Source organism: Sphingomonas faeni (assembly GCF_003053745.1).
GTDB lineage: Bacteria > Pseudomonadota > Alphaproteobacteria > Sphingomonadales > Sphingomonadaceae > Sphingomonas > Sphingomonas faeni.
In genome coordinates this window covers 135,809-159,393 of sequence record NZ_QAYE01000005.1, presented here as the reverse complement: position 1 = coordinate 159,393, position 23,585 = coordinate 135,809, and the positions used below count along the sequence as shown (strand labels likewise).

Sequence of the window (23,585 nt, the reverse complement as noted above, 5' to 3'; positions counted from 1 at the left end):
GTTTGAGAGCCATGACGGTGCCCAGCCAGGTTGTACTCTCGCGAAGGCGGGAGCCCAGGCTGGGCACCCGCCTTCGCGGGTGAGCGCAATGGTGGTGGCAAGCTTGGCGGACTCGGGCCGCCTCCGTGGCGTTTTCGGACTGGCGCGACATCGCCATCCGTTCTCGACACGCGCTACCGTTACGTCACGCGTCGATCGCTTCCTCGTCCATGCGCCCCGCATTCTCCTGGATGAACGCGAACCTGTGCGCGGGGTTGTTGCCCATCAGGCGGTCGACCAGGTCCTTCACCTGCGCGCGCTCCTCGTATTCCTGCGGGAGCGTGATGCGGAGCATGCCGCGGGTGGCGGGGTCCATCGTGGTTTCGCGGAGCTGGCTCGGGTTCATCTCGCCGAGGCCCTTGAAGCGGCCGACATCGACCTTCTTGCCCTTGAAGACGGTGCGTTCGAGTTCGGCGCGATGCGCGTCGTCTCTCGCATAGACGCTCTTGGTGCCGACAGTCAGGCGGTAGAGCGGCGGTTGCGCGAGGTAGAGGTGCCCGCGGCGGACGAGTTCGGGCATCTCCTGGAAGAAGAACGTCATCAGCAGCGTGGCGATGTGCGCGCCGTCGACGTCGGCGTCGGTCATGATGACGATGCGTTCGTAGCGAAGCGTATCCGGCGTGCAGTCCTTCCGGGTGCCGCAGCCCAGCGCGAGCGTCAGGTCGGCGATTTCCTGGTTGGCGAAGATCTTCGCGCTGGTGGCAGACGCGACGTTGAGGATCTTGCCGCGGATCGGCAGGATCGCCTGCGTCTTCCGATCGCGCGCCTGTTTTGCCGAGCCGCCTGCCGAATCACCCTCTACGATGAAGAGCTCGGTGCCTTCGGGTGAGTTCGCCGAGCAATCGGTCAACTTGCCCGGCAGGCGGAGTTTACGCGCGGACGTCGCTGTCTTGCGCTTGACGTCGCGTTCCTGCTTGCGGCGCAGGCGTTCGTCCATTCTCTCCAGCACATAGTTCAGCAGCGCCCTGCCGCGCTCCATGTTGTGGCTGAGGAAATGGTCGAAATGATCGCGCACCGCCTTCTCGACGAGGCCGGCGGCTTCGGGGCTGGTCAGGCGATCCTTGGTCTGGCTCTGGAATTGCGGCTCGCGGATGAAGACCGACAGCATCAGCTCGCTGCCGACCATGACGTCGTCGGCGCTGATATCCTTCGTTTTCTTGTTGCCGACGAGATCGCCGAACGCACGAAGCCCGCGGACCAGTGCCTGGCGGAGGCCCTGTTCGTGCGTGCCACCGTCGGGGGTCGGGATGGTGTTGCAATACCAGCTGTACGAGCCATCGCTCCACAGCGGCCACGCGACTGCCCATTCGACACGGCCCTGCGTCTCGCCGTTCGCGCTCGGGAAGTCCTGCGAGCCGGAGAAGAAGTCGGAGGTTGCGCATTCGCGGCCGGCGATCTGGTCGCGGAGGTGGTCGGCTAGGCCGCCGGGGAACTGGAACACGGCCTGTGCGGGGGTGTCGTCGCCGATCAGGTCGGGCGCACAATGCCAGCGAATCTCGACGCCCGCGAACAGGTACGCCTTGGAGCGGACGAGCTTGTAGAGGCGCTGCGGCTTGAAGTTCAGCTCGCTGCCGAAGATCTCGGTATCGGGTGTGAAGGCGACGCTGGTGCCGCGACGGTTGGGCGTTGGTCCGAGGTGCTCGATCGGTCCGAGCGTCAGGCCCTTGGCGAAGCGCTGGCGGTACAATTGCCGATCGCGCGCGACTTCGACGACCGTATCGGACGACAGCGCGTTGACGACGCTGATCCCGACGCCGTGCAGGCCGCCTGACGTTGCATAGGCCTTGCCCGCGAACTTGCCGCCCGAATGCAGCGTCGAGAGGATCACCTCCAGCGCGGATTTGTCGGGGAACTTCGGGTGCGGGTCGACCGGGATGCCGCGGCCGTTGTCGACGATCGTCAGCCGGTTGTTCGCCTCCAGCGTGACTTCGATCCGCGTCGCGTGACCGGCGACCGCCTCGTCCATCGCGTTGTCGAGCACTTCGGCGGCGAGGTGGTGCAACGCGCGCTCGTCGGTGCCGCCGACATACATGCCGGGACGGCGGCGTACGGGTTCGAGGCCTTCGAGCACCTCGATCGAGGACGCGTCATAGGTGTTGGCGGCGGTTTTGCCGGCGCCGGGCGTCGAGGGGGACGCGAACAGATCTTCAGCCATGGCGGGAACGTAGCCGCAGGCGTCGGACAAAGCCACAGGCTCCGTTTGTTCTCCCTGTGATCGAAAAGCCACATTGATATAGATTGTTGCTTTGGGGGGATAACTTTCGCGGAACCGGCCGTTTATGAAAAACCTGTCATGAAGTTTCCGGGAGTGAATATGACTAAGACGATGATGGTGGCGCTTGCTGGCGCCGCTACGCTGGGTTTTGCCGCAATGCCTGTCGCGGCGCAGGAGATGACCGAAGACGCACCGTTCAGCGGCATCTATTTCGGCGCGGCCGGTGGCTATGACGTGCAGCCGAACGACGAGGGTTCGTCGATCCTGTTCGATCGCAACCTCGATGGCCGCTTCGGTGATGCCGTCACGACCGCTGCTGGCGCCAACGCGTTCTCGCCCGGCTTCTGCAACGGCGCCGCACGGAGCAGCACGGCTCCTGCCGTCGGTGGCCGTGGCTGCCGCAACGACAAGGACAACACCGCCTATTACGCGCGCGTCGGCATCGACCAGCAGCGTGGTAACATCGTCGTCGGCGTCGTCGGCGAATTCGGCAAGTCGAACATCCGCGACAGCGTCACCGCGTTCTCGACCACGCCCGCCTTCTACACGATGACGCGCGATCTCGCCTGGGAGGCCTCGATCCGCGGCCGTGTGGGCTATGCGGTCAACACGACGCTGTTCTACGGCACGTTCGGTCCGGGCTATGCCCGCATCGACCGCGATTTCTATTCGAGCAACACCGCCAACGCCTATGCGCAGAGCGGCAAGAAGAACCAGTTCGGCATCACCGGCGGCGGTGGCATCGAGCAGAAGCTCGGCAAGAATATCTCGGTCGGCATGGAATACATGTTCCACCAGTATCAGGACGACGACGCCCGCGTTCTCGTGACGCGCGGCACGCAGCCTGCGAACAACCCGTTCGTGCTCGCGCCGAACACGGCCGGGACGGCGTTCAAGCGCTCGGATGACAACTTCCGTTGGCACAGCCTGCGCGGCACGGTCGCGTTCCGGTTCTGAGGCGCAGGGCGGCCTGCTCCAAGCTGGAGCAGGACTCGCCCAAGCCCGGCCGGCGCGGTTCACCGCGGCCGACGACATGGGCTTTGCCCATGGCTAGCTGATAAAGAAAAGGCCGCTTCCTCACACGGGGAAGCGGCCTTTTTTGTTTCGTGCGAAGTTTGTTTCCCCGCGAAGGCGGGGACCCAGTCTGGGCTCCCGCCTTCGCGGGAGAACAAGAGGGGGCGGAAGACGTTCAGCTATAGAGCACCACCCCGGCGGAGGCCGGGGCCCAGTTGGGAAACGTTGCCAAACGGGCGCAGCGCTCGGTAACCGCTACCTTTCCAACTGGGCCCCGGCCTTCGCCGGGGTGGTAGCAGTTAGAGAAAAGGCCGCTTCCTCGCCCGAGGAAACGGCCTTTTCTACATCACGCTAGCCATGGGCAAAGCCCATGTCGTCGGTCGCGGCTAGCCGCGCCGGCCGGGCTTGGGCGAGTCCTGCGCCAGGTTGGCGCAGGCCGCCCTTCGCCTTATCTCGGCCGCGGACCGCCGAAGGGCAGCGGCGGAGTCGGACGGCGATCGCGACGGGGCAGCTGCGCCTGGTACGCATGGCCGCAATGATCGACGCAATACGGGAAGCCAGGGTTCACCGCCTTGCCGCAGAAATGGAAGTCCGGCTCGCCAGGATGGCCGAGCGGCCATTTGCAGATGCGGTCGTTCAGTTCGAGCAGGCTCGTCTTGTTGGCCATCTCAGCCGACGGCTTGGCGGGAACCAGACGACGCGGCGGGGCTGGCGTGCTCGGAGGCTGCTGCTCACCGGGTGCCTGGCGGAGGAAGCCGCCTGGGCCGACCGAGCGCAGAATTGGCTGCGGCGCGCGGACGGGCGCGGCCACGGCCGGAGCCTCGTCCTCGTCTTCGTCCTCTTCGTCCTCAGGCTCTTCAGCGACCGGCTCCGGCTCGACCGGTGCAGCAGGCTTGGCCGCTGCCACTACGGGCGGTGCGACCGGTGCGGCCTTGGGAGCCTCGGCCTCGACCGGCTCCGGTGCGGCGACCGGCTCGGGCGCCGCCGCTGCTGCCGACGCCGACGCCTCTGCCGCCGCAGCCGCCTTGGCTTCGGGATCGTTCGGCTTCACCGGCGACGGGCGCGCCTGTAGCTCGAGGCGGTGGGCCTTGCCGATGACGGCGTTGCGGCTCACGCCACCCAGTACTTCGGCGATCTGGCTGGCGGTCTGGCCGGCCTCCCACATCGTCTTGAGCGTCGCGATGCGCTCGTCGGTCCAGGACATGTTCGTTCCTTAGTCTTGCTCAGCCGGGTTGCGGGCGGCAGCGGCAGCGATTACCCGCAACGCCTATGAGCAGCCAGCCCCCAACCGGTGAAATCCATTCGGCGGTACACTCCGCCCCCGGCGTCCCCGTCATAAAGAGCGTGAACTGGGAGGGATTGCGAACCCTCTATATCAAGGAGGTGCGCCGGTTCTTCAAGGTGCAGCTTCAGACGGTGTGGGCGCCGGCGATCACGACGCTGTTGTTTCTGATCGTGTTCACCATCGCGACGGGCGCAAAGAGCCCGGTTCCGGTCGACGGACAGATCGTCGCGTTCGCCGATTTCATCGCGCCGGGGCTGATCATCGCGCAGGGCATGATGGGGCCGGCGTTCGCCAATGCGAGCTTCTCGCTGCTGGTCGGCAAGATGCAGGGCACGATCGTCGACTACCTACAGCCGCCCTTGTCCACGGGTGAATTGCTGGGCGCGCTGGTCGGTGGCGCAGTAACTCGCGCGGTGATCGTCGGGATCGTCGTTTGGGCGGCGATGGCGCTGTATCCGGGCGTGCACGTGACGCCGCATGCGCCGCTCGCGATCATCTGGTTCGGGTTGCTGGGTGCGACGTTCCTCGCGCTGCTCGGCGTGCTGACGTCGATCTGGGCGGACAAGTTCGATCATGCCGCGGCGGTCACCAACTTCGTGATCGCGCCGTTGTCGCTGCTGTCGGGGACGTTCTATTCGGTCGACAAGCTCGCGCCGGCGTTCCGCGCGTTCAGCCATGCGAACCCGTTCTTCTATATCATCTCGGGGTTCCGATACGGGTTCCTGGGGATCGCCGACTCGCCGGTGATGATCGGCGGGATCGTGATCCTGGTGATCGACCTGGTGCTGGCGACGCTGTGCTACCGGTTGCTGAAGAGTGGTTGGAAGCTGAAGAACTGATGCACAGGCTCGCGCTCTGGCCGGTGGCGTTGGCAGTGGCCTTGCTGCCGGTCGGTGCGGTGGCGCAGGGTGCGGTGGCGGATCCGGCGTTGCGGGCGAAGGCTGATGCGCTGGTCGCGATCCTCGACGGGCGCGGCGCATATGATGCGTATTTCGCGGCGAGCTTCCGCGAGAAGGTGCCGAAGGCGCAGTTCTCGGCGATTGTCGAGCAACTTAAGGCGACGCTGGGCGTGCCGCAGAAGATCGAGTCGCTGACGGCGACGTCGGCATGGTCCGCGGATCTGGTCGTTGGCTATGCGCGGGGGACGGCGAGCGTTCGGCTGGTGATAGACCCCGCGGCGCCGCATGCTGCGACCGGGTTGCTGATTACGGGTACGGGCGCGCGGGACGATACTTTGGCGAAGGTCGAGGCGGAGTTTCGTGCACTGCCGGGGGCCAGCGGGTTCGGGCTGTATGCGCTTGGCGCGGGCAACCCTGCGCCGATTCTCGAATACCGTGCCGATGTCGCCGCGCCGCTTGGGTCGGCGTTCAAGCTGTGGGTGCTGGCGGAGTTGGCGCGGCAGGTTGCGGCGGGCGAGCGACATTGGGAGGACGTCGTGAAGGTCGGGGCGCCGTCCTTGCCGTCGGGCGTGTTGCAGACCTGGCCCGCCGGGTCGCCGGTGACGGTACAGACGCTGGCGACGATGATGATCTCGATCAGCGATAATACCGCGACGGATACGCTGCTGACGACGCTCGGACGCGCGAAGGTCGATGCGATGGCGGAGGCGGCGGGTGGCAACGTGCCGGTGATGACGACGCGGGAGATGTTCGTGTTGAAGGGGGATCCCGCGCTGACCAAGGCTTGGGCGGCTGGGTCGGTGGACGAGCGGCGGGCGCTGCTGGTCGACAATGCGGTGAAGGTCGCGACGGCCAAGCTGGATCCGACCGTGTTCGCCGGGAAGCCTGTGGCGATCGACAGCATCGAGTGGTTTGCGAGTCCTTCGGCAATGGCGGGGCTGCTGGACCGGCTGCGGGGGACGGACGTCACGACCCGCGCGGTGATGGCGGTCAATGCCGGGGTCGATCCGGCTATTGCCAAGCGGTTTGGGTATGTCGGGTTCAAGGGAGGTGGCGAGCCTGGGGTGCTGACGCTAAACTATCTGCTGCAGGCTAAGGACGGGCGCTGGTATGCGGCGACCGGAAACTGGCACCGGACTGATGACGGCGTGAACGAGGTTCGGTTCGCGGGGCTGATGGGGCGGGCGCTGGCGTTGCTGGCGGCGCGGTAGGTTTCGCTGCTTTTCGCTGCATGCCCCCATAGGCTGATCAATTACAGCGCAAACGCCAACCCATGCCGTTCCCCCGCGAAGGCGGGGGTCCAGGGTAACTGGAGATGGCGTTTGTGATCCTGGGCTCCTGCGTTCGCAGGAGAACAGCTTATTAAGTGGGGATCAGGCCCGCCCGGCCGCCTGCCAGCTATCGGCGCAGAGCCCGTAGATCAGGCTGTCGCGCAACCCCAGATGCGTTTCCCACTCGTCGCGCAACAGCCGCTCGCGACGAAACCCCAACCGCTCCAGCAACGTGATCGACGCCGCGTTCTCGGTATCGGCATCCGCAAAAACGCGGCTCCGCCCCTCCGCAAACAACCGATCGATCACCGCCGACACAGCCTCACGCGCGATCCCTCGCCCCCACGCTTCTCGCGCGAGGATGAAACCGATCTCCGTCACCCCGGCCCCATCGGCCTCGCTGCCCGATACCCAGCCGATCGCGCGGTCGTCACCGGTGCGGGTGATCGCCCAGGTACGCTGGTTGCCCGGCGCGGCCTCTTCGGCGAGGTAGGTGCGGACGTCGTCGACCGAGCCCAACGGCCCGTCGGCGGAATAGGCCATCAGCTCCGCGTCGGCGAGCATCGGGTGCAACGCGGTCGCGTCGTCCTCGACCAGCGGCCGCAATCGCAGCCGGCGCGTCTTCAGCACCGGCGACACGCCAGCGCGACGGGGTCGGCGCCCGGGTTGCCTCACGCGGTCAGGGCATCCACGAGCGCGCGGACTTTCTTCTGGCGCCACTGCGGGAGCGGGGCGACGAGCCAATACCCCCCCTTCGACGGCTGCGACTCGCCGATGAGCGTCACGCGGGCCTGTGCGAGATCGCGACGCGCTAGTAATTCGGGAACGGTCGCGCGACCAAGCCCCGCCACCGCCGCATCGATCGCTAGCCCGGCATCGGTGACACGGACCAGCGCGACGCCGTCTTCTCCGGACCAGGCAATTGCCGACTCGGTGTCCGTACCGGGCTTGGCGATCGTCACCATGCCCTCCGACTCGAGCGCCTCGCCTTCGTGCTCGCCCGGACCATCGCCCCAGCGGATCGCGAGGTCGAGATTGGCTTCGGTGAAGTCGACATTCTCGTCGGCGGTGATCAGCACGAAGCGCAGTTCGGGATCCGCCTCGGCGATCTGCGCGAGCCGCGGCATCAACCACTTCTCGGTCAGGTCGCGCGGCGCGGCGATCGTCAGCGACTTGGAGGACTGCCCCGCCTGCATCGCGCGAACGGCTTCCTCGAACTGGAGGAAACCGCCACGCAACGCGCCCAAGCCTGCCTCAGCCTCGGGAGTCAGTTCGAGCCCTCGCGTGGTACGGCGGAACAGGACGACGCCCAGCGTATCCTCCAGAGCCCGAATCTGCTGACCAACCGCCGCCGGTGTCACCGCCAGCTCGTCCGCCGCCCGCGTGAACGACAGATGCCGCGCCGCCGCGTCGAGCACGCGCAGGCCGTTGAGCGGGAGATGCGTGCGCTTCAATTGAGCACCGCAGGGGCAAACAGCGAGAAGCGAGGAATCTCGACCGCGAACACGGCTCCGTCTTCGCGGACCATCTGGTAGCTCCCATGCATCGCACCCGACGGCGTCGCGAGCGGGCAGCCCGAGACGTAGTCGAAGCTCGCGCCTGGTTCGATCACCGGCTGTTCGCCGACCACGCCTTCGCCCTCGACCGAGTGGCGCGCGCCGCGGCCGTCGGTGATGACCCAGTGGCGGGTTAGCAACTGGACGGTCTCGGTGCCCTCATTCTCGAGGCGGATGTGATAGGCCCAGAACCAGCGGCCGCGCTCGGGCTCGGACTGTTCGGGCAGATAGCTGACCGACACCCGCACCGTCACCCCATCGGTCGTCGCCGCGTTGGGGAATAGCGCCTTCACAGGCCCGCCTGGCGCAGCGCCTGGTCGAGGTCGTCGATCACGTCCTGCGCATCCTCGAGCCCGACGTTGATCCGCAACAGCCCCTCGGTCACGCCCATCTCGATCTGCTTGTCGGGCGAGACGCTCGCGTGCGTGGTCGAGGCCGGATGCGTCATCAGCGAGCGCGAATCGCCGATATTGTTCGAGATGTCGACCAGCTCCAACGCGTCGAGCAGTGCGTGCGCCTGTTCGCGCCCCTCGACCTCAAACGCGAAGATCGGCCCGCATGCGTCCATCTGGCGCTTGGCCAGTTCGTGCTGCGGATGGCTCGGCAGGAAGGGATGCAGCACGCGAGGCACGCGGCCTTCGAGGAATTCGCCGACCTTCATCGCGTTTTCGGACTGGCGGTGGATGCGGAGATCGAGCGTTTCGAGGCCCTTGAGCACCACCCACGCGTTGAACGGCGACAGCGTCGGGCCGGTGTTGCGCGTGAACGGCAACAGCGTGTTGGTGATGAAATCCTCGGTGCCGCAGACCGCGCCGGCGAGCACGCGGCCCTGCCCGTCCATCATCTTGGTCGCGCTGTAGGCGGTGACGTCCGCGCCGAACTCCATCGGGCGCTGCAAGGCCGGCGTGGCGAAGGCGTTGTCGACCACGGTCGTGATGCCGCGTTCGCGCGCGATGTCACAGATTGCCTTGAGGTCGGCGATGTCCATCGTCGGGTTGGCGGGCGTCTCGAAGAAGAACACCTTCGTTTCGGGCCGGACCGCGTCGAGGAACGCCTGCGGATCGCGTGCATCGACGATCGTCGTGGCGATCCCGAACTTCGGCAACAGCGTGTCGGTCAGCCAGCGGCACGACCCGAACGCTGCACGGCCGCCGACGAGGTGATCGCCGGTCTGGAGCTGGCACAGCAGCGACGCGGTCATCGCCGCCATGCCCGTCGCCATCGTCCGGCATGCCTCGGCGCCTTCCAGCAGCGCGATCCGCTCCTCGAGCATCTGGACGGTCGGGTTCTGGAGGCGGGAATAGGTCATCCCCTCCTGCTCGCCGGCAAAGCGCGCCGCGGCGTCGCCTGCCTTGTCGTAGCAATAGCCCGAGGTGAGGAACAACGCCTCCGACGTCTCGCCATATTCGCTGCGGGCGGTGCCGCCGCGGATGGCGCGCGTCGCGGGACGCCAATGCTGAGTGATCGAACGATCCTGGCCGGTCTTGCGCTTCATGCGCGCCGCTTTGCCGGGGGGGAGCCGCGATGACAAGCCTTGCGGGTGTATGCCCCTGTTCCCGAAGCCGTCATTCTCCCCTCCCTGGAAGGGAGGGGTTGGGGGTGGGTCGGGTTCCGGATCATGGAACGGTCGCGACACAAGCTGGCCTACCCACCCCCAGCCCCTCCCTTTCAGGGAGGGGAGCAGGTTCCGCCTAGTACCGTCCCCAGGTGAATTTCGACGACAGCGCGTAGTTCCACACCGCGCCGACCAGCACGCCGATCAGTGCCGAGGCCGCCCAGGCCCCGTCGCGCATCTCATATAGGAACGCGGCGATGCCGACGTTGGCGACCGCGCCGACCGAGCAGATCACCGCGAACGACACCCAGCCGTCGACCAGTTGCCGCCACCCCTTCAACCGCCGATCACGATACGTCAGCGCGTTGTTGAGGAAGAAGTTGAAGGTGAGCGCCGCCAGCGTCGCGACGATCTCGCCGACCAGGAAGTGCGTGCCGAACCCGACGAACAACGCGGTCAGCACCGCCATGTGGATGCCGACGCCGAACACGCCGATCGCCGAGAACATCGCGAACCGCACCGGCACGACCCGCCCGAACATCCGGTCGTAGATCGCGATCAGATATTCCATCGCGACGACGTGATCGAGCTTGCTCTCGCCCTCGGTCCGGCAGCGGAACGTGTAGGGGACCTCGACGAAGCGCAGCGGCGTCGGCGAGGCGGTGAGCAGGTCGAGCAGGATCTTGAAGCCGATCGCCGATAGCGACGGCGAGAGGTGGCGGACGATGTCGGTGCGGATCATGAAGAAACCGCTCATCGGATCGTTGAGATCGCATTTCAGCACGCGGCGCGACAGCTTTGTGGCAAGCGCCGACTTGGCGACGCGGTCGCTGTCCCACTCGCCGGTGCCGCCGCCGCTGACGAAACGCGAACCGATCACCACGTCGGTATCGTCGTCCTTAAATAGATCGAGCATCGCCGGCAGCAATGTCTCGTCATGCTGGAGATCGCCGTCGATCACCGCGACGATCGGGGCCGCAGTGGCGCACATGCCCTCGATGCAGGCCGACGACAGCCCGCGCCGGCCGATCCGCTGGATCACGCGGACCCGCTTGTCGAGCCGGGCAATCTCGCGCGCAGCATCGGCGGTACCGTCGGGACTGTCGTCGTCGACGAAGATCGCCTCCCAGTTGCGCCCGATCAGCGCCTGGTCGAGCTTGGCGATCAACGTCGCGACATTGGCCTTCTCGTTGAACGTCGGGATGACGACCGCGAGTTGCAGCAGGTCACCCGTCAAACGAGGTTAGCCAGCACTGCATCGCCCATGTCGCGAGTCGACAGCGTGCCGCCGAGATCGGGCGTGCGCGCGCCGCCGAGGATCGCGGCAGCGACGGCCGCCTCGATCCGATCGGCCGCTTCTGGGAGGTCAAGCGAGTGGCGCAGCATCATCGCCGCGGACAGGATCGCCGCACACGGATTGGCCTTGCCCTGACCGGCAATGTCCGGCGCACTACCGTGGATCGGCTCGTACATGCCCTTGTTCGATCCGTTGAGTGCAGCGGACGGGAGCATGCCGATCGATCCGGCGCACATCGACGCTTCGTCCGAGAGAATGTCGCCGAAGAGATTGCCGGTGACGATCACGTCGAACTGGCCGGGATTGCGCACCAACTGCATCGCCGCGTTGTCGACGTACATGTGGCTGAGCGCGACGTCGGGATAGTCGGCCGAGACCTCGATCACGACGTCGCGCCAGAGCTGCGAGGTCTCCAGGACGTTGGCCTTGTCTACCGAGAGCAGCTTGCCCTTGCGAGTGCGCGCGGTCTCGAAGCCGACGCGGGCGATGCGCGCGATCTCGGTCTCGTCGTAGCGCATCTCGTCATGGCCTTCGCGCAGGCCCTCGGCGGTGGTGCGAATGCCCTTCGCGCCGAAATACACGTCGCCGGTCAGTTCGCGGACGATGACCATGTCGATCGACCGGGCGATCTCTGGACGGAGCGCGGACGCATCCTCGAGGCCCGCGAACAGCTTGGCGGGGCGAAGGTTGGCGAACAGGCCGAGTTCCTTGCGCAGGCCGAGGATGGCCTGTTCGGGGCGGAACTGGCGTTCGAGCGCATCGCAGTCGGGATCGCCGACCGCACCGAACAGGATCGCATCGGCACGGCGGGCGAGCTCGAGCGTCTCGGGCGGCAGCGGATGGCCGACCGCCTTGTACGCGGCACCGCCGACGAGGCCTTCCTCATAGGTCAGGTCGAGGCCGAGCGTATCGAGCACGCGACGCGCCTCCGCCGTGACTTCGGGTCCAATGCCGTCACCGGCCAGTATCGCGATCAAGGGCATGTGCGTTTCTCCTGCGCGGCCCCTTGCCGGGCGGTGCGCACTCACGCAACCGCCCTTTTGAGGCGATCGACCAGCCGGTCGCGCGCCGCCAACGGATCGGCGCGACGGTCGACGAGGATGTCGCGGGCGAGGAAGTGACCGGTCAACCGCAGGCCGTCGAAGATGTCCGGCCATGCCGCTTCGCCGCCTGCCAGCAGGAAGTCGGGTAATCGCAGGAGCTTGCCTTCATATCCGAACGCCGCCCCGCGCGAGACGGCTGCACCGCTCTTGGGCGACACGAAGCCGAGATCGTCCTCCGCTCCGGTCGCGACGCAGCGGTCGAGATCGAGTCCGAACCCTAGTTCAGCCAGCACCAGTAATTCGTACCGGACCAGCGCCGCCGCCCAGCCACGCGCAGATGGCGCGCTCTCGATCGCACCTAGCACGCCGTCGAGCGCGTCGTGGATCTGCGGATAGGGCTGTGCTTCGGGGAGAGCTGCAGCGGCCAGCGCGGTCGCCCATTCGAGCGCACCCGCGGCAAGCGGTTCGCCGTGGAGCGTCGCACGGCTGTGGACCAGTTCGGCGGTCAGCGAGGCGAGTTGCTCACCGGTCCGCGCGCGCCACTCGCCCTGGATGACGTTCGCCTGCAGCAGCACCGGCCGCATGGCGCGCGACCGCCCGCCGCGGACGTAGCCGGGCTGGACGCCATCGTTCCGGGTCAGCGCGCGCACGATCGCGCCATGCTCGCCATGCTGGCGAACGGCGACGACGATGGCGGAGGCGCGGAGGTGCATGTGTTACCCTGTACCGCTCTCGCTCGAAGGAGAGGAGAGATTTAGCCGCGGATAGGCCTCGCCGTCACACCAAGCGTTCGTAAGCCGCACCGAACCCTGTGTGCCACGGCCGACGTGTGTCAGGTGCGCCGCGACCGGGGGCGTTCCGAAATCCAGTTCGACCACAGCTGCTCGGCCTGTCGCCAGCGCGTGCGTACCGGGTCGGGGCCGAGCGGGACGTCTGCGCGATCGAGTTCGAGCACGGGGCGATCACCGAAATGCGTGGTCGGCAACACGTCGCGCATCTCCGCGAGCATGGTGCACAACGCCTGGAAGCGGCGGACATGGACCGCGTTGGCGCGCGTGCCGCGGCGGTTGGCGAGTTCGAAGCCGTGGCTGACGATCGTCACCGCGGCATGGTGCGACACCGCCGCATGTTCGAGCGCGTCGTAGCTTTCGCCCGCCGACAAGGCGCAGAGCTGGAAGGTGCGGATCCGGCCGCGCAGGTCCTCGATCACGGTTACCGGGACTTCGATGATGCCGGTGCCGTTCGTGCGGCGGACCGGGGCGATCTGGCGTGCCGGGAACGAGATGCGGCTGGTGTGGGGCGCCTCCGATCCGTTGTGGCTGCTGTCATAGGCAAAGCCCAGGCCTTCGAGCGCGGTCAGCGTGTCGTCGTTCGCGGCATAGCTCCCTGCGCGAAACGCGATCGGATGCGGCGCGCCGGCTTCGACCAGCAATTCCGTGGCGCGAACGAGCAGGTCGGTCTGCTCGGCAAGGCTGTACGTGTAAAGTTGGAACCGATCGTGCGCGACGCCGCGATCGCCCGCCCGCGCGCTGGTCCAGTTGGGGTGGAGGTGGAGCTGGACCTCCTGGCCGGCGTCCAGGATCGTATCGATCATCCGACGGATCGGCGCCAATCCGAACGTGATCGCCGGCATCGGGTCGACGAAGAAACACGCCTTCAGATTGTGCCGGGCCAGCTCTGCCAGTTGATAGCCCAGCCCTACCCCGGCCGGTTCCAGCGACCGCGCATAGATCGCGTCGCAATCCAGACCGGCGGCATGGTGGCGCCACGCGAACTCGGTATCGATGGTCAGGAATACAGGCGTAGTCACGGATTAGTATGTAACAATCAGTAGTGAAAATGGCGTTGTGATTTTATACAAATCAACTTGATTTGGGTTATAAATTTTTTCGATTCGGGACGTCATCATCTTCAGGCCCGCACGACGATCTGTGCGTTCTCGATCGGCGGCCAAGTCCATGCGGCTACCGTGAATGATAGAAGTCGTAGACCTGTTGCGCGACGCCCGCGGACACGCCGGGTGCCTGCTGCAAATCCTGCAGACTCGCGTTGCGCACTGCGCGACCGGTGCCGAAATGCATCAGCAGCGCCTTCTTTCGCGCCGGGCCGATGCCGGGGACTTCGTCGAGCGGGCTGGCGCCGATCGCCTTGCTGCGCTTGTCGCGGTGTACGCCGATCGCGAACCGGTGGACCTCGTCGCGCAGCCGCTGGAGGTAGAACAGCACCGGCGCGTTGACGGGCAACTGGAACTCGCGGCCGTCGAGCATGTGGAACACCTCGCGGCCATCGCGACCGTGTTCCGGGCCTTTGGCGATCCCGACCAGGCACACGTCCTCGACGCCGATCTCCTCGAGCGCGGCCTTGACCGTATTGAGCTGGCCCTTGCCGCCGTCGATCAGCACGAGGTCTGGCCAGTCTCCCGAATCGCGATCGGGGTCTTCGGCCTGCGCGCGCGAGAAGCGGCGGGTGAAGACCTCGCGCATCATCGCGAAATCGTCACCGGGCGCGGTATCCTTGTTCTTGATATTGAACTTTCGATACTGGCCTTTGCGGAAGCCCTCGGGCCCCGCGACGACCATCGCGCCGGTCGCGGCGGTGCCCTGGATGTGGCTGTTGTCGTAGATCTCGATGCGTTCAGGAGGCTCGGCGAGGTCGAACAGGTCGGCGACTTCGCGCAGCAGCTTGGCCTGCGTGGTCGATTCGGCCTGGCGCCGCTCGATCGCCTCGATCGCGTTGCGCTTCGCCTGGTCCATCAGACGCCGCCGATCGCCGCGCTGCGGAACCTGCAACGCGATCTTGTAGCCGGCGCGTTCGCCTAGTGCTTCGGCCAGCAACGCGCCTTCCGTCAGTTCGCGGTCGAGCAGGATCTGCTTGGGCGGCGGGACCTCTTCGTAGAACTGGCCGAGGAAGCTGGTCAGCACCTCGTCCTCGGGGACGTCGTTGGTGTGCTGCGGGAAGAAGCTGCGATGCCCCCAGTTCTGGCCGCCGCGGATGAAGAACGCCTGGATGCCGATCAACCCGTCCTTGCACGCCATCGCGAAGATATCGGCGTCGCCAACCCCTTCCGCGTTGATCGCCTGCGTGCCCTGGATGAAGGTGAGCGCGCGAAGTCGGTCGCGGAGCAGCGCCGCGAGTTCGAAGTCCATGTTCTCGGCGGCGGCCTGCATCTGCGCGCCGAGCTTGGCCTGCACACCGGTCGACTTGCCACCGAGGAACGCCTTCGCATCCTCGGTCAGTTCCCGGTACGCCGCCTCGTCGATACGACCGACGCACGGCGCCGAGCAGCGCTTGATCTGGTAGAGCAGGCACGGCCGGTCGCGGGTCTTGAAGAAGCTGTCGGTGCAACTGCGCAGGAGGAACAGCTTCTGGAGCGCGTTGAGCGTGTTGTTGACCGACCCGGCGCTGGCGAACGGGCCGTAGTAATTGCCTTTCGCCCGGCGCGCGCCGCGGTGCTTCTGGACGCGCGGGAAGGCGTGGTCGTCGCGCAGGAGGATGAAGGGGAAGCTCTTATCGTCGCGCAGCAGCACGTTGTAGGCGGGGCGGTACCGCTTGATGAGCTGCGATTCGAGCAGCAGCGCCTCGGCCTCGTTGTTGGTCGTGACGATCGTCATCGACCGGGTCTGCGATACCATCCGCTGGAGGCGCTTCGTCAGCCGCTCGACCTGGACGTAGTTGGCGACGCGGTTCCGAAGCGCACGCGCCTTGCCGACGTAGAGCACGTCGCCGCGCGCGTCCTGCATGCGGTAGACGCCGGGGCGGATCGGCAGCGTGTCGAGCACGTTGCGGATCGCCGCCACGCCGGCCGCGAGGTCGGGCGCTTCACCACCACCGCGGACGGCGAATGTGGACTTGTCTTCGTTGAACCGGTCGGGGGAATTGGGGGAGGACATCGCTGAGGAATCTAGGGAGTGCGAGGGGGTTATGCCAGCGCAAGGCAGCGATGTTCACGCGAAGGCGCAAAGTCGCGAAGAGAAGGGAGCAGTTGGTTCACGCGGAGACGCGGAGCCGCGGAGAGAAGATTCGAGCACACAGCGTTCGCTCTCCAGCTGCCGAAGGCTTATATCAGCACCAAGGTGTAGGCGCCCGGTCAGCCTCGCATCCAACACCTCCGCGTCTCCGCGTCTCCGCGTGAACCAACCTTCTCTTCCTCTTCGCGCCTTTGCGCCTTTGCGCCTTCGCGTGAATCAATCTTCCAAGCCCTGCGGGCGAAGGCAGATGTCAGGTTTGCGCGAAGACCTTGGTGCCGACGATGCCGACCACGGTCAGGGCCATGAAGCAGGCCTGGATGCCGCTGACCTTGTCGCCGAACAGGATGACGCCGCCGATGATGACGCCGATCGCGCCTGCGCCGGTCCAGATGGCATAGGCTGTGCCCGCTGGAAGGCCACGCATGGCGAGCGCGAGCAGGCCCATGTTGACGAAGCTGAGGATGATCGGGACGCTGGAGGCCTGCCACGTGGCGACGGTGGCTGCCCATTTGAGGCTGAGCGCCCAGCAGATTTCGGTGACGACGGCGACCGCGAGAATGAGCCAGGACATAGGTGTTCTCCAACGGGCTCAGATTGGAGACTCGGCCGCCGGAAACCCGGGAAGAGACGGCCGTCTGTGCAAAACGGGAAAAGCGCCAAGCGAACTACCGTTCCCTCGCGGAGGCGAGGGTCCAGGGTTGCAGGCGCTGTCCTATGAGTTCCTGGGCCCCCGCCTTCGCGGGGGAACGGCAGCGCTTCGAGCGCTGCCCCCGCTTAGTTCAGGCGGCTGAGGCCCGAGATCGAGCGGTCGACCATCATGCGGTCGGCGGCGGCGTCGTGATGCTCGGCGATGAGGATACCGGCAGCCTTCGCCGCGGCATCGGCAGCGCGGGCGCGGACTTCGGCGATTGCGGCGCGCTCGGCGGCTGCGATCTTGTCCTCGGCCATCTTCGCGCGGCGGGTCATGAGGTCTTCGGCGCCGGCCTTCGCCTTGGCGATGATCGCCGCGGCTTCGTGGTGCGCGTGCGCCTTCATGGCTTCGGCTTCGACGTGCGCGGTCTTGGCCTTTGCCTCGTACTCGGTGCGGATCGCTTCCGCTTCGGCACGGAGCGCCTTGGCTTCGTCGAGCTGCGTGCGGATGCCGGCGATGCGCGTGTCGAGCATCTTGCCGATCATGCCTGGAACCTTCTTCCAGATCATCAGCAGGATCACGACGATCATCGCCACCGCGACCCAGCCGGTCGAGGTCAGGCCGAGCGCGGTCGGATCGGCGACATGCTCGACGCCGCCGGGCGCGGTCGTGTTACCCTGGATGCCCTGGTTGTCGATCGCACCTTCGGGCGCCATGCCCTCTTCGTGGATGACCTTTGCGGCCGAATCTGGATTAGCCATGCGCCGTCGTCCTGCGTACCGCGTCGGTCGCCGCGTCCAGGCTGACCTGGAGGCCGGCTACCTTGGCGGCCAATTGCTGTGCTGCTTCGGCGGCGACACCCTGCAAGTTCGAGAGCGCCTCGGCCTTAGCGTTCGCGACCGCCAGATCGTGGTGACCCAGGCGCTCGGCGAGTTCGGCGTCGGCCGCGTGGACCTGATGCTCGAACGCGGTTGCCGCGCGCTTGGCTGCTGCCGCGGTCTCGGCCTGCGCCGCGACGCGGGCCGCGTCCATTTCGGCCTGCCAGTTCGCCTGGACCGTATCGGCCTGCGTACGGGCAGCGACCGCCGCCGCCAGATCGCCCGCGATTCGGCCTTCGCGCGAGTCCACGTTGGACACGATCTTTGGCACCATTCCCTTGCCGATCCCGAAATACAGGATGCCGAAGGTGAGGAGCAGCCAGAAGATCTGCGAGGCGTAGGTAGCGGCTATCTGGGAAATCTGGGGCATGTCGGTCCTTCGTGAAACGGCCGGGCGCGGTCGCCCGGCCAATTCAGCGAGTTGTTAAGCGACGAACACGAGGATGATCATCGTGACGAAGGCGAGCAGACCGAGAAGCTCGGCTGCTGCAAAACCGATGAACAGACGGCCCTGCTGGCTGTCAGCTGCGCCCGGGTTACGGAGAGCGCCGGCGAGGAACTGGGCGAACACGTTGCCCACGCCGAGTGCCGCGAGGCCCATGCCGATCGCTGCGAGGCCGGCACCGATCATCTTTGCTGCTTGTGCGTCCATGGTAAATTCCCTTTGAAAATCAGTTAGGTAATGGAAAACTTAGTGAAGGTTAACAGCGTCGTTCAGATAGACCGACGTCAGCAACGCGAACACGTATGCCTGGATCGCAGCAACCAGCAGCTCGAGCAGCGTGATGCCGATCATCAGCAGCATGCTCGGCGCGCTCACCAGACCGATATACATCCCGCCCAGGTTCAGGCCGTTGATCACGAACGCGGCCAGCACCTTGAGCAGGATATGCCCTGCGGTCATCGCCACGAACAGTCGCAGACCGAGCGAGAACGGACGCACCAGGAACGACATCAGCTCGACCACGAAGATCAGCGGGATCATCAGCGCCGGCGTGCCGCTCGGCACGAACAGCGAGAAAAAGTGGAAGCCGTGCTTGCCGAAGCCGACGAGCAACACGATCGCGAAGCTGATCAGCGCCAGCACGCCGGTGACGGTCATGTGGCTGGTGACGGTGAACGGGTGGACGCCGGGGACGATGCCGAACGGGAGCAAGCCGATGATGTTCGCGAACAGGATGAACATGAACAGCGAGAAGACGTAAGGCACGAAGCGCTTGCCGCCGGGGCCGACATTCTGCTCGAGCATGCCCGAGATGAAGCCGGTGAAGCCCTCGACCGCCATCTGCCAACGACCGGGCACGAGCTCACGCTTCATGCCACCGATCATGAACGCCCAAAGCGCGACCAGCGTCACCACCATCCACAATGCGGAATTGGTGAACGACAGGTCATAGCCACCAACGATCCAGTGCGAGCCGAACGCCGGCTCGATCAGGAACTGGTGCATCGGATCGATCTTGCCGCCCTGTTCTGCCGCCACGTGGAATCCCTGCCGTCTTGATACGACAAACGCCCGGTTACTCCGGGCGTTCGCCTGAAATTCGAATGATCTGCCTGAACGCGACCGCTATCCCGAGGAACAGCAACACGATCAGCCCCCAAGGGCCAGTGCCGAACCAATGGTCTATCAACCACCCGATCAGCGCACTGCCGACGAGACTCCCGATGAGAGCGGAAATGACGCGATTGCCTTGCGAGTAACCCCGCTCGGCATCCGCCCCCTTCTGCCCCTTTGCCAGCGTTTCCCGATGCTGCGCCTCTCGCAATCGCTCATCGAGCGCGGAAAGTCGCGGATCTTCAACACCCTGGGGGTCCTGTCCGGGTTCGATCTCCGCCACGCACGTTCCTCCACCTGATTTCGCATCGGGGAGGAAGCAAGCAGCGACGAGCGATCCCGCCAAGGCGCGGTCCGTTTAGAAAAGGGGGGGGTGCAAGTCAACCGGTGTGACAGGGGTGTCATTAATGGGGGGCGGATAGGTTTGGACCAACCCTACTTCTTCCCCCCTCCCTGGAAGGGAGGGGCCGGGGGTGGGTCGGCCGGTTGGCTGGCGTCACGGATCCCAAGCAGCCTACCCACCCCCAAGCCCCTCCCCTGTCAGGGGGGGAGCACTTCAGCTTAAACGCAGCGCGAATCACGCTCGGGGGCGCCGGCGGTGCGTGTCTTCCAAACACCGTTGGGCGTCTTGTACTTCTCGCCGGGGTTGGTCTGCATGATCAGGTTGCAGCCACTCGTGAACGCAAGCTGCTCGACCGTCGCGCCGCTCGCCTGCGCCTTCTGCGTATAGGCCGACTTGCGCTGGATATTGATGTTGTTGACCAGCGCACGCAGATCGCCGCTCGCCGCCCCGACCAAGCCGAGATAGCCGTCGGGCTGCTCGCCGACCTCGCCACCCGCACGCGCCGCGGCGTAGGCCGGATCGCGCTGCGCGGTTGCCGCGACAGACAGGCCACCGAGAGCCGCCGCTGCGGCAACCATCATAAGGACCTTGGTCTTCATCTTAGAATATCCCCGGATTCTGCTGGATCAACGATTTCGCCTCGCCATCGAGACGATAGACCACTTCCTGCGTGACGTTGATGTTGAGGTTGATCTCGATCGGCTTGTCGGGCGCCGACACGTTGATGCAGCCCGGCAAGGCCGCCGTCAGCCCGATAATCGCGATCGTCCTTGTCATCCTACGCAAGATCGGCCTTTGCTCCAGCTTCTTCAATCCTGTTTCGGTCATGGCACGATCCTGCTTGCGGGAGGCTGAATGGTTGGGGGTTTGGGAGGAGGCGGTGCGGCCTGCTGCTGGAGCAACGCCGGGAGGTTGCGCTGGATCAGCCGCTTCGGATCGTAGAAGCTCTGCGCCGAATCGAGCAGCCCGCGGAACGGCGCCTTGATCCGGATATTGAAGATGAACGGCAGTTTTTGCAGGCGACGGACGATGAAGTTCGCCTTTGCCCCCTCGCCCTGGCTGATCCCGGCGAACCGCACGTCAGTGACCATTTCGCCCGCGAGCGGCCCGTTCATGCCGACGCGCAACGACTGGTAGCGGAGCGACTTCAGCGCCTGGAACGCGATGTTCGCCCAGATGCCGAGATCCTTCTGGCTGAGGTCGCCGACATAGGCGAGCGTGCCGCCGCCCGGCCGGACGCGCAGGTCGCCGCCCTCGATCCGGCCGCCGGTCTCGTCGAAGATCATCGGCAGCACGCCGTCGAAGATACCGGTCGCATCGAGATTCTTGAAATCGAACTGTTGCAAGAATTGGTCGGCCGCCATGTTGGCGACGTGGAACGTCATCCGCCGTTCGGACTGCGCGGAGAAATCGAGCAGCGTTGGGTCGAGCGTCAGCGATCCCCCCGCGAACGGCCACCGCCCGCCCTCGACCTGCACGCGCGCGCCGGGCAGCGTCTGGTAGCGGATCGTGCCGTCGCTGACCGGGATGCCGGGATTGAGCGTGCGGATCGTCGCCACCTGGCCCGGTGCGCTCTGGAGGTTGAGCAGGTCCGTGAAGCGGATCTCGGTGGCGATCCCCGTGACGGGGCCGAACGCGGCGGCGAGATCGGTGCCTGCGGTGCGGAACACGCCGGTGCTGGTCACGCCGTCGGGATTCCAGGCGATATGCCCCTCGCCGCTGACCGATCCGTTGACGTCGGCGATCACGCCGAAGGTCAGCGGAGTAAGCGCGTCGGGTTGCAGCTTGTCCTTGGCGAACGCGATCGCGGGGACATTCAGGTCGGCCTTGCCTGCACCCGCGCCGAGAGAGTGCGTCAACGTGACGTCGGCGACCTTGGTGTTGGTGGTAGGCTCGAACAGCGTGCCGGCTGCGGTGATCGTGCCGTTGACCAGCGCGAGAGTCACAGTACGCGCGGCGAGCGGCTTGAACCGCGGCGTCGGCGCGGCATCGGACACCCCCATCGCGCCGGTGAGGTTGAGCGCGCCTTTGACGAGCGCCCAGTCGCCGGCGGCCTCCCCGAGCAACAGCGGCACGTTGGCGATCTGTCCCGAACCGCCGGTGAACGCGCCCGCCACGCCCTGCCCGGTCATGCGGCCCGTGACGGTGGCGAAGTCGAGTCGCGTGACGCGTTCGGGCGCGCCGATCCGGGTCTGCACGCCGTCGATCGCAAAGCCGCGATCCGCCAGCCGCACACTCGCTCCCGCGGTCGCGAGTGTGATCGGGGTAGTGCCGAGTCGCCCACTCAGCTTAGCCGCTGCGATCTTCGCACTACCGCTGACCCGCGCGCCGTTGATCTGCACCAGCGCGCCGTCGACGGGGCACAAGGTCAACCGCGAAGGATCGAGCACAAGGCCGGAGATCGCAAAGCGCTGGACTGCCAAAGGCACGCAACCGGTGTTGACGACCAGCCGCCCACGACCGTTCCAAAGCGCGGCAACCGGCATCGACAGGCCATCGGCCCGGTTGCCAGGACCGCCCGCACCGATCGGTCCCGCGAGCGTGACGCGCGTCGCGATCGAGGTTGCCCCGCCCGGCGTTGCGCTAAAGGTGACGGGAGTGAGGGCAAGCCGCGCGTCACCCGCCGCATAGGGCGCGATGGTAGCTACACCGCGGATCGCCGCCCCAGGTTTCGCCTGCACCAGCGACACGCGCGCCTCGGGCAAGCCGCCGCCGCGCATCGCGAGAACCGTGTCGAGCCGCACCCCGCCGTTCGGCCAGCCGAACGCGACCCCGCTCCCACCGCCGAGCGCCACGCGCGCACCACTGGCGGACGCGAGCGCCAGACGCGACAGCACGGCCTTGCCGCGCCCGCCGTCGATCCGCACGCGAAGGTCGGAGTCCGCGGCAAATCCGCGGCCGGCCTTCTGGACCGCCTGCGTCACCGCACTCGCCAACGGCGCTACGGGCGTCCCCGCGGCTGCACCGCCGATTCCCGCCAGCCCCGCGAGTCGCTTCTGCGCCACGGCAGCCCCGCTCGCCTGGACACGCCCGTCGAACGCGATCTGCTGCCCGATCCGGTAGGTGCCCGCGAACGAAACCCGCCGCGCGCGGCCCTCGGTGGTGCGAACCATGTCGGCGGCGATGTCCGCCTTGCCGCCGGTAGCCGCCGCGGTTCCGGTGAAGTCGATCGTGCCCCCGACACCGGCCAAAGTCACACCCGGCGCCCGTGCTGCGCCCGTCTTGAGCGTCGCCTTACCCTGCCAACGATCGAGCGCCGCCGAAAGGCCGACGTCCAGATCGGCCACGATCCGCTCCACCTGCGTCGTCCCGCAGGCGAGCCGCGACACGCGCACCGGCCCCGTGATCGTCGGTTTCGCCGCGTCGATCCGCAACTTCACCGTCGCCGCGAGCCGATCGATCACGCACCCGCCGACATCGAGCCGCTCGCTTATCGCTGCCAACGTACCGTGGAACCCGTCGTCGAGCTTGCCGGAACCCGCCAGCTTCAACCCGACGATCCCCTGCGGAGTCTCCAACCGCATCCGCCCATCAGCCACCGACACCTCGAGCGCGGGCAACGCGAAGGGCTTCCCCGACGGCGCCGGCAACAGTTTGTCGATCGCGCCGAGCGAGACCTTGCCGTCCACCAGCCGCCCGAGCAGCCGGACCTTGCCCGCGCGTACGCCCTCCAGATACGGCCCGGACAAGCCGACGCCGGTCCGCGTCTCGACCCAGTCGGCGACCAGATCGGGATGCGCCGGATCGCCGATCACGACGTTCGTCAGCCGCTGGCCACCCAGCGCGAGGTCGGCGATGTCATAGCGCGCAGGCACGCCGGCCCTGGCGAGTCCGCGGTCGATGAACCCCTCGGCGATCGGCTTCCGCACCAGCCACAGCACGACCAGCGCGGCGATCAGCAGCAGCGCGATCCCCAGCGTAACGCGGCGGGCAGTCGCAGGACGGCGAGGATGGGCCCCGGGGTCGGCCCCCGTCTCGCTCGTCTCGCTCACCAACGCACTCCGCCATATTCGAGGTCTCTGCATAGGCGGGA

23 protein-coding genes are annotated in these 23,585 nt (G+C 66.5%); 3 read left to right on the top strand and 20 right to left on the bottom strand.

Annotated features, from left to right (window positions below):
* Positions 1-184: 184 nt before the first annotated feature.
* Entirely contained in the window at positions 185-2,194 is a 2,010-nt protein-coding gene (parE, locus tag C8J25_RS10870) for a DNA topoisomerase IV subunit B (RefSeq protein WP_107954445.1), read from the bottom strand.
* A gap of 159 nt (positions 2,195-2,353) precedes the next feature.
* On the opposite strand from parE, the gene C8J25_RS10865 reads away from it, so the two are divergent.
* Positions 2,354-3,211: an outer membrane protein gene (locus C8J25_RS10865; protein WP_107954562.1), complete on the top strand. Its 858-nt coding sequence runs from the start codon at positions 2,354-2,356 to the stop codon at positions 3,209-3,211.
* A 505-nt stretch (positions 3,212-3,716) separates the two neighbouring features.
* On the opposite strand, the gene C8J25_RS10860 is transcribed toward C8J25_RS10865, so the two are convergent.
* On the bottom strand, positions 3,717-4,472 hold the full coding sequence (locus C8J25_RS10860; protein ID WP_107954444.1) for a GcrA family cell cycle regulator: 756 nt from the start codon (positions 4,470-4,472) through the stop codon (positions 3,717-3,719).
* Positions 4,473-4,537: 65 nt separating this feature from the next.
* Between C8J25_RS10860 and C8J25_RS10855 the strand changes: the two genes are divergently transcribed.
* A complete protein-coding gene (locus tag C8J25_RS10855; RefSeq protein WP_107954443.1) occupies positions 4,538-5,392 on the top strand; it encodes an ABC transporter permease in 855 nt (284 codons plus the stop codon).
* Entirely contained in the window at positions 5,392-6,663 is a 1,272-nt protein-coding gene (locus tag C8J25_RS10850; RefSeq protein WP_107954442.1) for a serine hydrolase, read from the top strand. Before C8J25_RS10855 ends, C8J25_RS10850 begins: the two co-directional genes overlap by 1 nt.
* Positions 6,664-6,825: 162 nt before the next feature.
* Here the strand turns inward: C8J25_RS10850 and C8J25_RS10845 are convergent, their stop codons facing one another.
* The 18 genes from C8J25_RS10845 to C8J25_RS10760 all read right to left on the bottom strand — a co-directional run bounded on the left by C8J25_RS10845 (position 6,826) and on the right by C8J25_RS10760 (position 23,544).
* Positions 6,826-7,353 carry a GNAT family N-acetyltransferase gene (locus tag C8J25_RS10845; protein ID WP_341871535.1) on the bottom strand — a complete coding sequence of 176 codons (528 nt, stop codon included), beginning with the start codon at positions 7,351-7,353 and terminating at the stop codon, positions 6,826-6,828.
* A 41-nt stretch (positions 7,354-7,394) separates the two neighbouring features.
* The gene (locus tag C8J25_RS10840; protein WP_107954440.1) at positions 7,395-8,177 is read right to left on the bottom strand and encodes a LysR family transcriptional regulator; all 783 of its coding nucleotides are present in this window, start codon (positions 8,175-8,177) and stop codon (positions 7,395-7,397) included.
* A complete protein-coding gene (gene apaG, locus C8J25_RS10835) occupies positions 8,174-8,572 on the bottom strand; it encodes a Co2+/Mg2+ efflux protein ApaG (RefSeq protein ID WP_107954439.1) in 399 nt (132 codons plus the stop codon). Before apaG ends, C8J25_RS10840 begins: the two co-directional genes overlap by 4 nt.
* Positions 8,569-9,774 carry a trans-sulfuration enzyme family protein gene (locus C8J25_RS10830; protein ID WP_107954438.1) on the bottom strand — a complete coding sequence of 402 codons (1,206 nt, stop codon included), beginning with the start codon at positions 9,772-9,774 and terminating at the stop codon, positions 8,569-8,571. Before C8J25_RS10830 ends, apaG begins: the two co-directional genes overlap by 4 nt.
* A 196-nt stretch (positions 9,775-9,970) precedes the next feature.
* A complete protein-coding gene (locus C8J25_RS10825) occupies positions 9,971-11,071 on the bottom strand; it encodes a glycosyltransferase family 2 protein (RefSeq protein ID WP_107954437.1) in 1,101 nt (366 codons plus the stop codon).
* On the bottom strand, positions 11,068-12,114 hold the full coding sequence (gene leuB, locus C8J25_RS10820; protein WP_107954436.1) for a 3-isopropylmalate dehydrogenase: 1,047 nt from the start codon (positions 12,112-12,114) through the stop codon (positions 11,068-11,070). Before leuB ends, C8J25_RS10825 begins: the two co-directional genes overlap by 4 nt.
* Before the next feature lie 41 nt (positions 12,115-12,155).
* Positions 12,156-12,887, bottom strand: coding sequence for a DNA repair protein RecO (recO, locus tag C8J25_RS10815; RefSeq protein ID WP_107954435.1), 732 nt, complete (start codon positions 12,885-12,887; stop codon positions 12,156-12,158).
* Positions 12,888-13,006: 119 nt separating this feature from the next.
* Positions 13,007-13,984 (bottom strand): polysaccharide deacetylase family protein, encoded by a 978-nt coding sequence (locus tag C8J25_RS10810; protein ID WP_107954434.1) that lies wholly within the window; start codon positions 13,982-13,984, stop codon positions 13,007-13,009.
* 154 nt (positions 13,985-14,138) lie between these two features.
* The gene (gene uvrC / locus C8J25_RS10805; protein ID WP_056055419.1) at positions 14,139-16,064 is read right to left on the bottom strand and encodes an excinuclease ABC subunit UvrC; all 1,926 of its coding nucleotides are present in this window, start codon (positions 16,062-16,064) and stop codon (positions 14,139-14,141) included.
* Between the two features lie 328 nt (positions 16,065-16,392).
* Complete coding sequence (locus C8J25_RS10800) at positions 16,393-16,713, bottom strand: DMT family transporter (RefSeq protein WP_056488555.1); 321 nt, start codon at positions 16,711-16,713, stop codon at positions 16,393-16,395.
* 203 nt (positions 16,714-16,916) lie between these two features.
* Positions 16,917-17,534, bottom strand: a complete 618-nt coding sequence (locus tag C8J25_RS10795) for a F0F1 ATP synthase subunit B family protein (protein ID WP_107954433.1) — start codon at positions 17,532-17,534, stop codon at positions 16,917-16,919.
* The gene (locus C8J25_RS10790; protein WP_107954432.1) at positions 17,527-18,021 is read right to left on the bottom strand and encodes a F0F1 ATP synthase subunit B family protein; all 495 of its coding nucleotides are present in this window, start codon (positions 18,019-18,021) and stop codon (positions 17,527-17,529) included. Before C8J25_RS10790 ends, C8J25_RS10795 begins: the two co-directional genes overlap by 8 nt.
* Positions 18,022-18,075: 54 nt before the next feature.
* Positions 18,076-18,303, bottom strand: a complete 228-nt coding sequence (locus C8J25_RS10785; RefSeq protein WP_055873230.1) for a F0F1 ATP synthase subunit C — start codon at positions 18,301-18,303, stop codon at positions 18,076-18,078.
* A gap of 39 nt (positions 18,304-18,342) precedes the next feature.
* A complete protein-coding gene (locus C8J25_RS10780) occupies positions 18,343-19,101 on the bottom strand; it encodes a F0F1 ATP synthase subunit A (RefSeq protein ID WP_056056028.1) in 759 nt (252 codons plus the stop codon).
* 70 nt (positions 19,102-19,171) lie between these two features.
* Positions 19,172-19,492: an AtpZ/AtpI family protein gene (locus C8J25_RS10775; protein ID WP_056488546.1), complete on the bottom strand. Its 321-nt coding sequence runs from the start codon at positions 19,490-19,492 to the stop codon at positions 19,172-19,174.
* Positions 19,493-19,770: 278 nt separating this feature from the next.
* Positions 19,771-20,151 (bottom strand): YdbL family probable chaperone protein, encoded by a 381-nt coding sequence (locus C8J25_RS10770; RefSeq protein ID WP_107954431.1) that lies wholly within the window; start codon positions 20,149-20,151, stop codon positions 19,771-19,773.
* 1 nt (position 20,152) lies between these two features.
* Positions 20,153-20,329 (bottom strand): YnbE family lipoprotein, encoded by a 177-nt coding sequence (locus C8J25_RS10765; protein ID WP_082444354.1) that lies wholly within the window; start codon positions 20,327-20,329, stop codon positions 20,153-20,155.
* A 47-nt stretch (positions 20,330-20,376) separates the two neighbouring features.
* Positions 20,377-23,544 carry an intermembrane phospholipid transport YdbH family protein gene (locus C8J25_RS10760; protein WP_244186989.1) on the bottom strand — a complete coding sequence of 1,056 codons (3,168 nt, stop codon included), beginning with the start codon at positions 23,542-23,544 and terminating at the stop codon, positions 20,377-20,379.
* Positions 23,545-23,585 lie beyond the last annotated feature (41 nt).